Source organism: Candidatus Kapaibacterium sp. (assembly GCA_023957315.1).
Lineage (GTDB): Bacteria > Bacteroidota > Ignavibacteria > Kapaibacteriales > UBA2268 > PGYU01.
The window spans coordinates 1-15061 of record JAMLHE010000001.1; the positions used below are offsets into that span (position 1 = coordinate 1).

Consider the following 15061-nt stretch of genomic DNA (forward strand, 5'->3'; position numbering starts at 1 on the left):
ATAATTGATAAAATTTTCGCAAAATGATAATTTTCCGATGTAATGTTGGAAAATTATTTTTTTTGTATTGGCTGTAATTTTTATATTTGGAATTGGAAAAAACGGCAATTGACAAAAGACATTGAAAATTGTAATAAAAGCGAAGGAGTAAAATATGTCGAGAACACTTAATAAAGTAATGATAATCGGGAATGTGGGCAGAGACCCCGAATTGAAGCACACCCCGAGCGGCATTCCGGTGACATCATTCAGAATAGCAACTTCTGAAACTTGGAAAGACCGAGAAGGCACGATGAAAGAACATACCGATTGGCATACTGTTGTGGCATGGAGAGGGCTTGCAGAGGTAATTAACAGACTAGTAAAAAAGGGGTCAAGAATATATATTGAGGGCAGATTGCAAACTCGGACAATCGACGACAAAGGTTTGCAAAAAAAGCATGTTGTGGAAATTCTTGCCGAAAGCATGTTGCTTTTGGATACCAAGCGGGACAAATACGACGGTCGAGACTATACGAACAATGACGGATTTAATGGAGAAGAATCAGGCACTTCATTTGATGACAGCGATTATTCAGATTCATTTGAAGACGACAACTTTTTTTCGGGTAAAAGCCAAGATATACCCTTTTAATTCAAATTCCGCTTTATGAGCGCTCACAAAAAATGAAAAACAATCGTTCAAAAGAAATACAAGTTGGTGCAGTAACGATACTTGCAGTAATTCTCTTAGTTTTGGGTTTTACATTCGGCAAAAATTTATCAATTACACCCAAATCCCAACTGATTAAAATTCGATTCCCAAATTCTGCGGGTATTCAAATAGCCGAACCTGTAGTAGTAAACGGTGTCAAACGCGGCACAGTTCGCGAAGTACGCAATGACGAAGGCTCCGTGTTGATTTCGGTTGAACTCGGCAATTCAAAAGATATAATGAGTGACGCTACGGCAAAAATCACTCTGCTCGAAATCACAGGCGGTAAGAAAATTGAAATAAGCCCGGGAAGTTCGGGAACTGCATTCAATATTGCAAATGAAATGCCCGGCAGAACGCCGCCAGACCTATCCGAACTCGTTTCGATTATTGGCGAAGTAAGTAGCGATGCAATCAATTTGATTCGGAATTTGGACACAATTTCATCGAATATTTCAACGATTACTTCCGATGAAAAATTCATCTCCGGCGTCAAGAAAACCATTAGCAATGCTGAGGAATTAAGCACCAATCTGAATGATTTTTTCGCTGATAATCGTGCATCACTCCAAAAATCTTTGAATGATATAAATTATCTGACATCGGAATTGAAAAGAGCAGTCGAAACAAATAGCCCCAAAATCAACAATATAGTTGACGATTTGCAAAGAACAATCACCGATGCGCGCGGCTTCATAGGCTCCGCAGACTCGGTAATGACTGATGCAAGAGGTTTGATTGACAATTTGAATATGGTGGTGACAGAAATCAAAAGTGGCGATGGATTTGTGAATAAGATTATTTACGACAAGGAACTTGCCATGCAGTTGGATTCCACAGTCAAAAACCTTGGAATCTTTTTGGAAATGGTCAAAGACCACGGTGTCAATGTGAATTTGCGATTAGGCACGAGACCATAATTTTGAAAAATTACAGGAATAGTTAAAATTTATGTCAAACAGAGCAACAATAGTTGACGACAGACTTTTCGCGTATCTGAAGAAAAATTTTTCGTCGGAAGACGAATTTTTGGCAGAATTACAAATTAAAGCACAAGAAGCCGGACTGCCCCCTATCTCGATTTCTCCGGAGCAGGGGAAATTCATGCAGTTTTTGCTACATTCGATTAATGCAAAGCATGTTCTGGAAATCGGTACTCTGGGAGCTTATTCAGCGATTACTATGGCAAGGGCTTTGCCTGATGATGGCAAAATTATCACAGTAGAAAATGAGCCCAAGCATTATGAATTTGCCTGCAAAATGGTGTCTGAATCAGGTTTGGCAAACAAAATCGATGTAGTTTTGGCAGACGGCAAAACTTTTGTTAAAGAATTTCGTACCCAAAATCAATTTGATTTCGTCTTTGTTGATGCAGATAAGCCGTCATATTTATATTATTTGAATAATATAACACCAAAAATTAAAATAGGTGGCATCTTTGCGGCTGATAATGCTTTTGCATTTGGATTTATTTTGGATACGAAGCCTGAACGAAACCCAGACGATGTGAAATCACTCAGAAGTTTCAACGAATATTTCAGGACTCGAGATAATTATTTCACTTGTATTGTACCCGTAGGCGACGGAATAATCATGGGATATAAAAAATATTGATGAACCATAAAATAACAATAAACACACCGTTTTTGCTGATAGCAGTTTTTGTGCTTATTGCACTATCTGTGTATTCTTGCTCGACACCCCGAAAAACCGGATTTGCCTTGCAACAGGAAATTTGGGAAATGGATGTGGAGTACGGGCTAATTGACACCACAAAAAAAGAAATCTACCTGAAAGGCACATTGCCAATTGATTCTGCCGACCCGAACAAATTAATTTATGACATTTACCGTGTCGAACCTGAAGATTACCCTAAGGAAATTAGGCTAATCGCGCGAGTGTTCGATTCGTCGGGTTATTTTATTACAAATATGGGCGACCCATACCGAAAAGACCCGAATATAACGTACTTTACTTCGCTACGTGAAGAATTGGGTAAGCATTACAACATTCGCCAGGAAACAATTCCCGAATTCACAGTTCGTGAATATGGGGCAGGTGACTCAATAGCTTATAATTTAGTTTTATCGGTTGATTATAGCGGCTCGATGGATGCAATTCTCGATGCGATTTTTACCGCAACAGAGCTATTTGTATCAATGAAATTTGACGTTGACAATATTGCCTTGGCAACTTTCAACAAGGACCTTGACATAAAAGTACCTTTGATGAAGGATACTGCCGAAATTTTGAAACGCTATCGCTCGACTTATCGCCGCGGAATTGGGCTATTTAGTGCAATGCGTGACGCTGTTTGGTCGAGTTATGATATTTTGGATGGCACTCCGATTGAAGACCCGCGTGTGGTTGTGGTGCTTTCTGATGGCGATGATAACTACTCCAAAGCAAGTATAGATTCGCTAATCAAAAGAGCAAATCGTGAGAAAATCCACGTTTTCTGTGTTGCTTTCGGTTATTCGAAAGATGAAAGCATGAAGCAATTAGCCCAATATACAGGTGGCAAATATTACAAAGCTTACTCCAAAGAGCAATTGATTGACATTTTCCGTGACATTTATTTGAGTTTGCGCTATCATTATCGCATTACATACACTCCGCCGGTTTACTGGGGATATCATCATGTGTATTCGGGTTTGAATGTGCCCGGAAGAGCGGATTCACTTATTGCTGATGGATTCTATGATACCTCCGGCTGGCTATCGCTATCTGATACAATCATCCGACCTGTGCTTTTTGATTTCGATAGTGCCGTGATTAAACCCGAATCTTATCCGACTTTGGATGAATTAGTTGACTTGATGTACACATGGCCCAAACTCCGATTCGATATTCACGGGCATACAGACAACGTTGGCACTCAAGAATATAACCAAGATTTGTCCGAGCGTCGTGCCCAAGCGGTTTACGATGCCTTGATATTTAGAGGAATCGAAGAACGCAGATTACGCTATCGTGGATTCGGAATGTCAAAGCCGGTAATTTCCAATGATACACCCGAAGGACGAGCCAAAAATCGAAGAACAGAATTTATAATCATAGCTAAATAAAATATATGATAAATTTTTACAGATTTGCCTTTCTCACTGTCTTCATTTCAATCATAGCGCATTCCAAAGTTTATACCCAAACTTCGGATTATAATCCTGTGGAAAAATACGCTGCGGTTGTCGATAAAATCATAAGTGCAGCCCTGAAAGACAGCTCATCTTGGGATAGATTAGCATATTTTTGCGATGTATTCGGACCTCGATTGAGCGGCTCGAAAAATCTCGAACTCGCAATTGATTGGTTTGAAAATGAATTTAAAAAAGATGGATTCGTAGATGTCCGCAAAGATGAAGTTATGGTGCCACATTGGGTGCGTGGGTATGAATATTGCACATTGCTGCACCCCCGCGAGGCAAACATACCAATATTTGGGCTTGGTGGCAGTATCGGAACTCCAAAAGAGGGAATTACTGCTGAAGTCATCGTGCTGAGCGACTTTGACGATTTGGAAAAACGCAAAGATGAAATTAGCGGAAAAATTGTAGTTTTCAACCAAGCATTCAATAGCTACGGACAATCAGTCCAATATCGCTTTTATGGTGCCATACGTGCCGCTCAATACGGTGCATTAGCTTCACTCATCCGTTCAGTCAGCCCGGCAACGACACGCAACCTACACACAGGAATGATGGGTTATGTAGATTCGGTCAAAAAAATCCCCCACGCTGCGATAAGTCCCGAAGATGCAGAATTGCTTATGCGTTTGCAAAATCGGGATATAAAACCGCGTATCAAGCTATATATGGAAGCTGAAACTTTGCCCGATATAATGTCCTACAATGTGATGGGCGAAGTCAAAGGAAGCGAATTTCCTGACCAAATTTTGGCAATTGGCGGTCACTCGGACTCGTGGGATGCAGGCACCGGAGCACATGACAATGCAAGCGGTTGCATCGCCACTTGGGAAGCCGTAAAATTGCTCAAAGAGCTGAATTTGATTCCAAAACGGACTTTACGCGTTGTGATGTGGACTAATGAAGAAAACGGTGTCAAAGGTGGCAATGCTTATCGTGATGCACGCAAACATGAAAATCACGTCTTAATGTTCGAGATGGACGGCGGTGCTTTCAGACCTTCTGCAATTAGGCTTACAGCACCGGACAAAATTTTCAATGAATTCAAGAAAATTGAGCCATTGCTCAAAAAAGTAGATGATACAGCCGTTTTGCCTTCAGGTGGTGGTGTGGATATTCGCCCGATGATGGAAACAGGAGTCCCGGGAATGAGCCTCTCCACTGACGATGCGGGCAAATATTTCTGGTATCACCATGCCCATAGCGACACTGTGGACAAAATCGATAAGCGGGTTTTCAATCAATGTGTGGCTGCAATAGCAATCGCAATTTACATCTATGCTGATATGCCCACGGAAATTTTAAATGATAAATAAAGATGCAAAAAATGAATAAAGCAGAATTAGCAAAAGCAGTATATAACAGCGCCTATATTAGAGGTGAATTCCTCCTGCGTTCGGGCAAAATCAGCAACGAATATTTCGATAAATATCAATTTGAAGCTGACCCGACTTTGTTGAACGAAATCGCAGAGCAAATGGCAGCAATCGTTGGCGATGATTTTGATTATTTGGGTGCATTGGAGATGGGTGGAATTCCCATAGCGACAGCATTAGCTATGAAGTTGAATAAGAAAATCGTGTTTGTCCGAAAACATGCGAAAGAATACGGTACGAGTAAATTAGCCGAAGGTCCGGATATTCAGGGAAAGAAAATCCTAATAATCGAGGATGTCGTCACAAGTGGCGGGCAAATCATTCTTAGTGTGGATGAACTCCGCACACGTGGAGCTGTCATTGATACAGCGTTGTGCGTTATTGACCGAGAATCCGGCGGAACTGAAGCACTTAGCGCAAATGGGATTCAACTCAAGCCATTGTTTACGATGTCTTATATCAAGTCGCAGATTTAAAAGATTAGTCAAATTTTATTGATGATTCCGATAAACATTTGGAATTCGCTTTTGTTTTATTATATTTGTTATTCTAAGAATAGTTTAACATTAAAAGGTGTGGATTATGGAACAAAAGGAAATTAACCTTCAAAAAATCATCAAGGTCTTGTTTTTCATCATCATGACATTCAGTTGTGCATTTGGCATTTTGTCAACAATTTATTTTGAGGTATATTTTTCATTACTCTTTTTTCTACCGCCGCTCATATCTGCCGCTTATTTGTTCTATGCATACAAAAAATATGATTTGACATATATTTCATATGGTGAAAAAATTGTTTTCAAAAAATATTTCAGCTTAATCTTAATATTTGAATTCATATTAGGTTTTTCAATTTTGCCTATTAGCAATTGGTTATTTGGCGACCCAATAACTGCCAAAACATTGTATTTATCGGTAATCTTAGGTTTGATATTTATAACAATACCATTCATAGTAAAAAGGAAACCAGAAGAAGCTAAAAGCTGAGTTTAAGAGCCGAGAAAATGAAGCATATGAAAAGCATTTGAAATTTGCTTTTGTTTTATTATTTTTGTTATTTAAGAATAGTTTTACATTTAAAAGGTGTGGATTATGGAACAAAAGGGTTTAAAGCTTCAAAAAATCATCGGATGGGTTGAAAGTAGAAAGACTTTAGTTTTAGACTATGTTAAAACGTTCATATTCAGTTTTGCATGTTTTTTCATTGTTACTTTGTTGTTTAGCGAACCAATAACTACAAAAACATTTTTTTTATCGACTATCATGGGAATTGTAAGTATGCTCATGCCAACTTCCGGTAAAAGGAAAGTTGCAAAAGTCAAAAGCTGATTTTAAGAGCATAGCTAAGAAGCATATGAATAGCATTTGAAATTTGGTGTTGAATAGTTTAACATTTAAAAGGTGTGGATTATGGAACAAAAGGGTTTAAAGCTTCAAAAAAACGTCATTGGTTTGTTTTTCATCGTGACATTCAGCTGTGTACTAATCTCTTCTTGCCAGAGTCTTGTTTATAGCCCCTCAATTAATTTACCCGATGAAATAAAAAAAGACAATACTAACCTTATCGCAGCTTATGAAAGATTGCCCCTGACAAGCAGCGATGAGGAAAAAAATGATATGAATAATGGATTTATGGCGGCTTTACAACATTCTTTTACAAATAGTTTTATGCTTCAGGCAAAGTATTGGGCTGATGTTAATTCGATGAATGATGGTCTAAAATTCAAGCATGGCTTATCCCTTAATGCATTTATACGGCTGAATGATTCCAATTCTCCCTATAAATTTTACTTATCTCCTTTGGTGGCGGCAGCATTCGAAGAAAATGTAACATTGATGGGTGTATTTGGTGCTTCGGCATCAGTACAAACTCCTAAATTTTATGTTTTCGAACCATTTCTTTCAGTTGGAATGTTCTACGGCAGCTCATATAATAAATATTATCATGGTAATTATGATGGAATAGCAATAATTCCAAATGCAGGCGCCTATATTCCGCTTTATGGAAATTTAAAACTCTACTTGGAATTGTCCTTCCCTGCGGTTTATTATTCAGACTTTGCAACATGGGAAACTTTTCTTGTTCCCACAATTGGTTTCAAATATGGTTTTTGATAGGACGATAACTTGAGGGGAGGATATCATTTCCCACGGTTTTAACCGTGGGAAATAGGAATGATAAGGAATTTAAAACCATTTTAATGGTTACTCGCTCATGGTTAGAAATGAAAATAAAATTCCTCACCCACGAATGAATTCGTGGGCTATGTTGTCATTTGGACAGAACTGTCAAGCTAGAACAAAACTCGAATGAGGATAACATAGCCCACGGTTTTAACCGTGGGAAATAGGAATGATAAGGAATTTATAACCATTTTAATGGTTGCAAAAGAATGAAAGCACTCACGGTTAAAATGAAAATGAAATTCCTCACCCACGAATGAATTCGTGGGCTATGTTGTCATTTGGACTGAACTGTTTTGTACTAAAAAACAGGCTGCTCTAATGAACAGCCTTGAGTTTCAACTTATATATTCTGCATTTGCCTACGTAGAAATTATCACAATCTCAACTCTACGATTGAGTCTTCTGCCGAATTCGGTATCATTGGTGGCAAGTGGTCTGCGTTTTCCGAGCCCTTTTATTTCAATTCGTTTGGGAGAGATACCCTTTTGAATCAAATAATTTCGGACACTATTGGCTCTTGCTTCGGACAATTTGTCGTTCAAATGATGAGAACCAATGTCGTCGGTATGCCCTTCTACTAAGATATTGATATTCTTCTTATTTTCCATGAACTCGGCTAAAATGTCAAGTTCGCGAACGATTTCAGGCAAATCGGCACGATTAGTCTGGAAAAGCAAATTTTCTATGATTAATTTTCTACCAAGTTCGACAATAGGGATTGTTTTTCTAATCAATTGTTTACTGTCACTGCTGAACAAGGCAATTTCGATAGAATCGGGTATCGTTTCTTCGGTTGATTCAAACGTCAAATAGTAAAGATTTGTCAACTGGCTTGAGAAGTTATCCAAAATAGTCGAAAAGGGATAATCAATATCATAAAAGGTTCCGCGTGTTTTACTCGAAATCACCTTGTAATTTGTGAGTTTTGGAGGAACAATCGTAAAGACACGAATATCATTTTTTTGCATCATTTCTATTATACTTGAAGTAGTTTGGTCTGTCACGCCATGCCCATCTTCGCCCTTTTGGTGATATGGAGCATCGGTAATCATAACACAAACACGATTTGATTCCTCTCTCCAATCTATCATCTTAGCTGCCGCTTCTAATGCTTCGAGAGCATTTTCTTTTTCATCACCGCCACCACGTGCTTTCACGGGATTTAACCATTTCAAGAAGTCTGATACATTTGAAGTCGGGTTATAAACTTTCTCAATATCATCGCTAAACAAAATTAAACCCAATCTATAATCAATACCACGTTTGACAAGAGTTTGGGTGAAAAAGGAAATATTTGATTTGATTGAGTTGATGATTGGTTGCATTGAGCCTGTTATATCAACGGCAAAAACGAAATCAACAGGCACATTTTCAGCGACCGGAATTTTCTCTACCTTAAGAATATCACGTCTTCTCCCCTTTTCAAAGACGAATAAGTTTTCGGCAGTAAGTGTATCAAGTGGCTCACCAAGTCGATTATAGGCTTCAATCATGATTTTAATCATAGGGAACGTTGTGATGTCAACACTACGGACGGTAATTTCTATTTCTTGGCGGGCAGATTGAACTCTGGCGTCTTCGAGTATTTCCCGAGCCTTGTCATCAGATTCCTGATTTTCAGACTGCGAGAATATATCCGTTGCCATTAATATGAACAAAATCAGAATCGCATGAACAATTTTTATATGCAACAAATTGGTTAACATTTTAAGCTTTTAGGTACTTTTTAAAATAAATCGGTTTAGTCAAAATACAAAACCCCGCAACCAATATAAAAATATCATTACGGGGTTTCATAACGAAATTATATAGTCAATCTTATAACGGGCGATATCATGAAGAAATTCTGTATTTCAAAAGGTCTTGCATCTCTCATAGTTGTTGAGTATTTGCCTTCAAGATAGAACCAATCACCAAATAATGGCATAAAGACTCTGGCAAGAAATACTTGGTTTGAAATTTGAACACTTGCTCCGAATGGGAAAGCTGCTTGGCTTCTGTAGGATACTTTGAAAAACATCCAATCAGCAACTTCATTTGGCTTGTATGTCTTCAAACCGTCAACGTTTTCATCAGTAATTCTATGTATAGGACCAAAACCTTCAATCGGTTCTTCGTATAATGCCGCTTCGCTTACTTCGGTATAATTGATACCAAAATCAAATCTGAAATAATTTTCCGGATTTCTCTTATCTAACCACCAATGATAGAAAGCAGTAAATTGTCCGGTAGCTCTTAAGAGAGGAACTGTATGAGTAATATCATAAGGTCTTGAGTCGTTGAATTGAACATTTCTATCCTCGTTTTCAAACTTACCATAAGTTTTAAAATCAATTGTTTGAGTTCCGACTTTTTGCATAGGCAACTCAACATTCAATCCTAAACCGAATGCAGGGTGGAACCAAGCATGAACATCAGTACCAAAAATCAATTTACCACCGGGTCCGGCATTAAGAGTACGGTCGGCAACCCAACTAAGCAATGAGTTGTTATTAGCCAAACCACTCGAAAGACGATAGCCACCACCTAAGTAAGCATTTATCAAATAAGGAATACCTTTATTTGTTTCTAAATCATTATTAATATAGAGTGGTCTTTGGAGCAAAAGTTTCGCTTCGCCTGCAGACCAGAAATGGTAACCAACTTGGTCAGTACCCATAATGGAACGTAACCAGAAACCTGTTTCACCGATTTTCATAGCTTGCTCGAAAAGCGACAATGTAAAAGCATGGTCAACATTTGTAGGTCGGTCTAAATAATCGGTGATGATTTCGGCTTGCGAAGGAGTGATAGGAGCTTGGGTTGGCAAATCGGTATAGCAATAATCGCGACGTGCATAATCATTAGGTTCACCGCGTAGCATACCTGAATAGAACAAATTACCAGCCAGAAAACCAACCAAAACGTCGCTGAAAGTAGCCTCGATTTCTGTGGCATTCATATCTTCACTGCCACAAGTAATCATCAATATTTCAAATGGGTCATAATCAAACTCCCGCGGTGCGGCAAGTATTTGAATATCTTCTCTACTCAAGCTACTTTCGGGGTAACCATGATACAGAAAAGACTGATATATTTGGACTAACAAATCCGGTTCGCATACTTTCCAACGTGGAAAATACTGAACAATTTGCGGATCCATTGTCGTAAGCGAATCAATGACTCCTTGTCTGTCTAATATCTGAGTTTTGGCTTCAGAATTGGTTAACATAACCAATACAGCCGAAAAAATAATAAAGTTTACAATCTTTTTCATAATCACTTTCGTTATAAGTTTACAAAATTCGATTAAAAATTAACAATGAATCGAGCCATCGGTAAAAACACGCTTTTCTTTTCCCACATACGAGGGTCTTCTGTAAATGCTTTGAAAAAGCCTTTAGCATCCAATCTCAATGAGAATGTATTATCAACTATCGGAACTTGAAGCCATACATTAGTATATAATCCTTCGTCAAAATATTGCATTGTAACACCAAATGGAGTTGACAATCCACGAGCCATAAAATCTATTCGTCCGGAAATTCCACCAATTGATTCGTCGCCGAGTCTTTCGTAGGTAATCTCATTTCGACGAGTTTCGGGATTTTCTTCACTATTATGATACCATTTTTCTAACCATAAATTGTACCACCTAATCCAAATCTGAGTAGATAGTCTCTATCAATTGCGACGGCGAAGGTATAATGCAATTGGGCATTGTAGCGAATTAAATAGTCCAAATCAAAAGGGTTGGTTACATAAGTATCGGGTGAAAGATTTCTTTCGCGAGGACCTTCGACTGCATCTCCAAATACATAACCCAATGCAGCGTTGAATATACCACTTTTAGGGATAACTGCAAATGGGAAATCAAATTCACCCGCTACACCTACACCGGCATGGGTCAATGTTCTTTCGAGGTTGTAAACATCAGTTGAAAGATTTGACCAACCGCTTGTAGGAAGGATTACACCCAATTTGACAGCTTCCCAAATAGCACTAACTGTCATTCTTTCACTCCAGAAAGAAGGGTAATTTATGCTTTCGATACCATACTTTAGTTCTACACCAAATTTTGGCAAAGCAAGATTGGGGCGTCTGTCCAAAGTATCAGTATATCCATCAGGATAAACTAACATCGGGTAGTCATATTGTCTCCAACTGATTAAATCACCGCTTACGATAATTTCATTGAATTTATCAGTTATATCAAGAGCTTGACCTTCAGAAATTCTTTTGAAAGACTGAATATCGAAACTTTGAACTTGAGATTCGTTGCTGATAAGAGATTTGGTCACGCCTGCTTGAGGTGCAAAGAATTTGATATAAGTACCAATTCCTTGTGCTTCGAGAGTTTTATCTTCTACCATGCCTTGCATGAATGCATTCATCAGCAAATCGTAAAGATTGTCTGCACGGTAATCTTTAGGGTCGAGTGTATGCTCTTTCAATTCCGGATAAGTATATACATTTGTCGGAGAGGGTCTGTTTATATTTCTTGACAAATTACGTTCATCAGAATACGATACAATCATCGCAATAATAGTATTGGGAGTGAGTTGTTCGCGACCCTTACGAGTAGTTACAATATATACATTACGGACTTGTGCAATTACGCCTCTGTCTTTACTTTTGTAGTAATTGAAAATACAATCGAAAGATTCGGGTATCGGCAATGACCTACCAAATAAAGTACGTTGAATAGCACCTGCATTGTCACCATTGTTTACACCGGTTTCAATCATTTGCAAAACAGCAATATCTACACCTTTCAAACATTCTTCATCAGCAGTTACTCCCATTTCTCCCAGAGTTGCTGCTTCGTCTCTATCCTTGATAATCCTACGGATATCCTTTTGGTCTTTGAGACTATATACAGAGATGTTGGAAAATCTGTAATTTTTAAAATTGAAAAGAATACTCTCAAGTTTCATTCTGAAAGACTCGTCGCCAACTTGAGCTTCGGAGCGTTCAGGTAAAGTCAGGAACAGCGTCGCAATCAACACGACAATGAATGTTGTTTTCTTAAACATTTTATAGCCCTTGCAATTCAAACATTTTATTTTCATTTAATTAATTTACTATTTATCAAAATATATATACTTCAAAATTTCTTGTTAGCGAAGCCCACCACCACCACCGGGACGTCTTTGTCCTTCGCGTGCGGGTTCGTAATTAATTGGTATTCTTAAACTAGTAGTAGTCGGTGCCGAGCGAATTCCGTTAACAGGGTTAGTAGCAACCGCTGATAAAGGTACAACTATTTCGCCTACAACTTTCGTTTCGCCTCTTTCGAGTTTACCGGATATTTCAAATTCCATTCTATAGTTACCGTCAGCGTCACCGTCCAACATTGGTTCGGTAATCGCAGTGAATCCTTTCAAACCGTCAGTATTTATAGCACCTGCAACTTGAAGAGCAACATTTGCATATTGGTCACGTGATGCTTGAGGTTTGGATACACTAATACCGGTAATTACGATTCTTATTTTCGCCGGTGGTCCGTTCGGGTCAACGTTCATCCTGACTGAGCGGATACTTGGTTCTTCTTGACGAATCGGGAAAGTAGCTTCAGGGAATAAATCAACTTCACGGTTAGTAAGAGGTTGTATCCACGCAATTCTCAAAGTCACTTCTTTTGCATCAGGAGTGAAATAGAAGCCATAATCACTACCGATACCAAGCCCATAAGTTTCAGGATATTGATTATTTGCATCAGTTTTCACAGTAATACGGAAGTCCTTAGCCGGAATCTTACCACCTGAAGTAGGTTCAACATTGAATATCAATGGATAACCGTAGAAGGCAAATGAACTCATTCTTGTTTTCAAATTCGATTCTGATTGTTCTGTCAGACTCGTTGAGAATATTTCAAGCTCCATTGTCTTATCTTCTGATTTCGTAGACAATTGATGAGTAATTTCAACATCATATTTACCTGGAGATAGTACTTTATCTACTACACCACGATATAGCCTGCTTTCTCCGGATGGAGGTTCAGCTATTCCAAGTCCTGCAATTTGGTCAAGGGGTTGGAAGTTAAGTCTTGCAATAGTATTGCCATTCTTGTCCTTGACAATACCGGTTAAATTGTTTTGGTTTGGCTGGTAAGGTGAAATATTGAATTCAAATACAGCTTCAACCTCATCAAATGAAGGCAAATAAGTTGGCATAGTTATAGTCGGAGAGGCAATTGTAGGCGTAGGAGTGACAACACGAATGTTAAATTCGATACTACCTCTGTTTTGTTCAAAATTCACAGATTGTCCCGGAGCTAAAAGCTTCACAATGTAACCATAAAGATTGATGTTTCCGATTACTTCTTCAGCGTCATCCTCAGTAGATGCTTCCATTTTTGCTTCGTTTAATTTTTTGTTGAAATCAACAATATTATCCGATTCGCTTAAAGATTCAAGCGATGGCAAACTATATTTATCAAGACGCAAAGTCAATTCTTTCATAACCTTTCTCAAATCGCGAACAGTTAATTGGACAGTACCAATATTGACTGTAGCTTCGTCACTTACAGCATCCACTTTTTGGTCGGCTTTGACACCAAGGATTCTGTTAGTTCTCGATTCAAATCGTAGTTTATACCAGCCTGATTGATTTGGTGGTTGGAAATGAACAACAAAGGCGCGTCTGTGCATATCAGTTGCACCACTATATTGGTCTGCACTTGATTCCGCCGAATAATAAAATATACTATCTTCAGGCATATTCGGTGGACCGAAAGAAGGACCAATCATTCTAAATATTTCAGCAGGGTAAAAAGGTGCAATTTCTTTCATATTGATTTGTGAGAGGTCAATATTATTGAAAGTAGCTTCTTTGTCAAGATTTAATTCTCTAACACCCAAAAACTCCCACTGAACATCAGGGAATTCTCCACTAATCTTATCACCGGGGACAAGATTGAGGAAGTCAACTCCTTGACTCTTGAGATAATTTTCCGTTGGGAATGGGGGTGCATTTGAGGGGTTATCGTCGTTTGAATAGAAAATTTGATATTGCAACTGCTCAACATTAGCCAATTCGACTAACTTTTGAAGACGTTGCACATATTCTTTTTCGGTTTCAAACTCTCGTTTATTTAGTGAAGCACTGACATCAGTCACACCTACTTCAACGATATATTTACGGTACGATTTGATATCTGTACCAAAAATAGCTTTGATATCAACACCGGGAGGAGGCAATGTGATTTCATCCTGTGGCCTGGTGTTAATACCTTCGGTACCTGCGCCCGATTGAAGTTGTGAGAGAATACTTTCGACTATTCTCATAGCTTCTTGCGTCTTCTTATGAAGATGTTCTTCGGCTTCATCACGCTCTACAATGATGATGAGAAGCTCTAATACAACCGCAAGATACAATACGAAATAAACCTTACCGGCTCCGCCGCCTTTTGACATGTTATTACCTCCAAAAGTGATTTCTTCACTTTAAAAAATATTTATCTTTACTTCAAACTAATAAACTTTTTTTTACTATCATTAATTTATTTACGTAATTTATGAATTTTTCTTTAAAATCCACAATAAAAGTTCAATTAAAAAATCTTGTTAGAAAATTTCAAAGATTCAGACAACTAATTTATAGTAATTAGTTGATAAATGCAAATAAAATTTAACATAAGAGCAAATTTATTTATGAACATTTTTTCAGTCTTGACTTCT

The 15061-nt window shown here is 38.2% G+C and carries 14 protein-coding genes; 9 read left to right on the forward strand and 5 right to left on the reverse strand.

The features are described from left to right. Nucleotides 1-154: 154 nt before the first annotated feature. The 9 genes from ssb (at nucleotide 155) to M9949_00045 (ending at nucleotide 7328) form a co-directional block, all read left to right on the forward strand. Nucleotides 155-634, forward strand: coding sequence for a single-stranded DNA-binding protein (ssb, locus tag M9949_00005; GenBank protein MCO5249787.1), 480 nt, complete (start codon nucleotides 155-157; stop codon nucleotides 632-634). Nucleotides 635-666: 32 nt separating this feature from the next. Beyond that, nucleotides 667-1614: an MlaD family protein gene (locus M9949_00010; GenBank protein ID MCO5249788.1), complete on the forward strand. Its 948-nt coding sequence runs from the start codon at nucleotides 667-669 to the stop codon at nucleotides 1612-1614. Between the two features lie 31 nt (nucleotides 1615-1645). Further along, complete coding sequence (locus tag M9949_00015) at nucleotides 1646-2308, forward strand: O-methyltransferase (protein ID MCO5249789.1); 663 nt, start codon at nucleotides 1646-1648, stop codon at nucleotides 2306-2308. After that, the gene (locus M9949_00020; GenBank protein MCO5249790.1) at nucleotides 2308-3762 is read left to right on the forward strand and encodes an OmpA family protein; all 1455 of its coding nucleotides are present in this window, start codon (nucleotides 2308-2310) and stop codon (nucleotides 3760-3762) included. The genes M9949_00015 and M9949_00020 overlap by 1 nt, the downstream gene beginning before the upstream one ends. A 5-nt stretch (nucleotides 3763-3767) precedes the next feature. Next, nucleotides 3768-5153, forward strand: coding sequence for a M20/M25/M40 family metallo-hydrolase (locus M9949_00025; GenBank protein ID MCO5249791.1), 1386 nt, complete (start codon nucleotides 3768-3770; stop codon nucleotides 5151-5153). Nucleotides 5154-5164: 11 nt separating this feature from the next. After that, nucleotides 5165-5689, forward strand: coding sequence for an orotate phosphoribosyltransferase (gene pyrE, locus M9949_00030; GenBank protein ID MCO5249792.1), 525 nt, complete (start codon nucleotides 5165-5167; stop codon nucleotides 5687-5689). A 106-nt stretch (nucleotides 5690-5795) separates the two neighbouring features. Beyond that, complete coding sequence (locus M9949_00035) at nucleotides 5796-6200, forward strand: hypothetical protein (protein MCO5249793.1); 405 nt, start codon at nucleotides 5796-5798, stop codon at nucleotides 6198-6200. Nucleotides 6201-6305: 105 nt separating this feature from the next. Then, the gene (locus tag M9949_00040; protein ID MCO5249794.1) at nucleotides 6306-6542 is read left to right on the forward strand and encodes a hypothetical protein; all 237 of its coding nucleotides are present in this window, start codon (nucleotides 6306-6308) and stop codon (nucleotides 6540-6542) included. An 81-nt stretch (nucleotides 6543-6623) separates the two neighbouring features. After that, nucleotides 6624-7328, forward strand: a complete 705-nt coding sequence (locus M9949_00045; protein ID MCO5249795.1) for a hypothetical protein — start codon at nucleotides 6624-6626, stop codon at nucleotides 7326-7328. A gap of 431 nt (nucleotides 7329-7759) precedes the next feature. On the opposite strand, the gene M9949_00050 is transcribed toward M9949_00045, so the two are convergent. From M9949_00050 to M9949_00070, 5 genes are all read right to left on the reverse strand, one after another. Next, nucleotides 7760-9106, reverse strand: coding sequence for an OmpA family protein (locus tag M9949_00050; GenBank protein ID MCO5249796.1), 1347 nt, complete (start codon nucleotides 9104-9106; stop codon nucleotides 7760-7762). A gap of 98 nt (nucleotides 9107-9204) precedes the next feature. Beyond that, a complete protein-coding gene (locus M9949_00055) occupies nucleotides 9205-10656 on the reverse strand; it encodes a hypothetical protein (GenBank protein MCO5249797.1) in 1452 nt (483 codons plus the stop codon). A gap of 32 nt (nucleotides 10657-10688) precedes the next feature. Beyond that, on the reverse strand, nucleotides 10689-10904 hold the full coding sequence (locus M9949_00060; GenBank protein ID MCO5249798.1) for a hypothetical protein: 216 nt from the start codon (nucleotides 10902-10904) through the stop codon (nucleotides 10689-10691). A 110-nt stretch (nucleotides 10905-11014) separates the two neighbouring features. Then, nucleotides 11015-12415: a hypothetical protein gene (locus tag M9949_00065; protein ID MCO5249799.1), complete on the reverse strand. Its 1401-nt coding sequence runs from the start codon at nucleotides 12413-12415 to the stop codon at nucleotides 11015-11017. Nucleotides 12416-12499: 84 nt separating this feature from the next. After that, on the reverse strand, nucleotides 12500-14797 hold the full coding sequence (locus tag M9949_00070; GenBank protein ID MCO5249800.1) for a hypothetical protein: 2298 nt from the start codon (nucleotides 14795-14797) through the stop codon (nucleotides 12500-12502). Nucleotides 14798-15061 lie beyond the last annotated feature (264 nt).

What these genes read in the sequence shown, in the direction of transcription:
- M9949_00065 (MCO5249799.1), bottom strand. Translation starts at nt 12,415, where the DNA reads ATGTTTAAGAAAACAACATTCATTGTCGTGTTGATTGCGACGCTGTTC.
- M9949_00015 (MCO5249789.1), top strand. Translation starts at nt 1,646, where the DNA reads ATGTCAAACAGAGCAACAATAGTTGACGACAGACTTTTCGCGTATCTG.
- M9949_00045 (MCO5249795.1), top strand. Translation starts at nt 6,624, where the DNA reads ATGGAACAAAAGGGTTTAAAGCTTCAAAAAAACGTCATTGGTTTGTTT.
- M9949_00060 (MCO5249798.1), bottom strand. Translation starts at nt 10,904, where the DNA reads ATGGCTCGTGGATTGTCAACTCCATTTGGTGTTACAATGCAATATTTT.
- M9949_00050 (MCO5249796.1), bottom strand. Translation starts at nt 9,106, where the DNA reads ATGTTAACCAATTTGTTGCATATAAAAATTGTTCATGCGATTCTGATT.
- ssb (MCO5249787.1), top strand. Translation starts at nt 155, where the DNA reads ATGTCGAGAACACTTAATAAAGTAATGATAATCGGGAATGTGGGCAGA.
- M9949_00070 (MCO5249800.1), bottom strand. Translation starts at nt 14,797, where the DNA reads ATGTCAAAAGGCGGCGGAGCCGGTAAGGTTTATTTCGTATTGTATCTT.
- M9949_00055 (MCO5249797.1), bottom strand. Translation starts at nt 10,656, where the DNA reads ATGAAAAAGATTGTAAACTTTATTATTTTTTCGGCTGTATTGGTTATG.
- M9949_00010 (MCO5249788.1), top strand. Translation starts at nt 667, where the DNA reads ATGAAAAACAATCGTTCAAAAGAAATACAAGTTGGTGCAGTAACGATA.
- pyrE (MCO5249792.1), top strand. Translation starts at nt 5,165, where the DNA reads ATGAATAAAGCAGAATTAGCAAAAGCAGTATATAACAGCGCCTATATT.
- M9949_00020 (MCO5249790.1), top strand. Translation starts at nt 2,308, where the DNA reads ATGAACCATAAAATAACAATAAACACACCGTTTTTGCTGATAGCAGTT.
- M9949_00035 (MCO5249793.1), top strand. Translation starts at nt 5,796, where the DNA reads ATGGAACAAAAGGAAATTAACCTTCAAAAAATCATCAAGGTCTTGTTT.
- M9949_00040 (MCO5249794.1), top strand. Translation starts at nt 6,306, where the DNA reads ATGGAACAAAAGGGTTTAAAGCTTCAAAAAATCATCGGATGGGTTGAA.
- M9949_00025 (MCO5249791.1), top strand. Translation starts at nt 3,768, where the DNA reads ATGATAAATTTTTACAGATTTGCCTTTCTCACTGTCTTCATTTCAATC.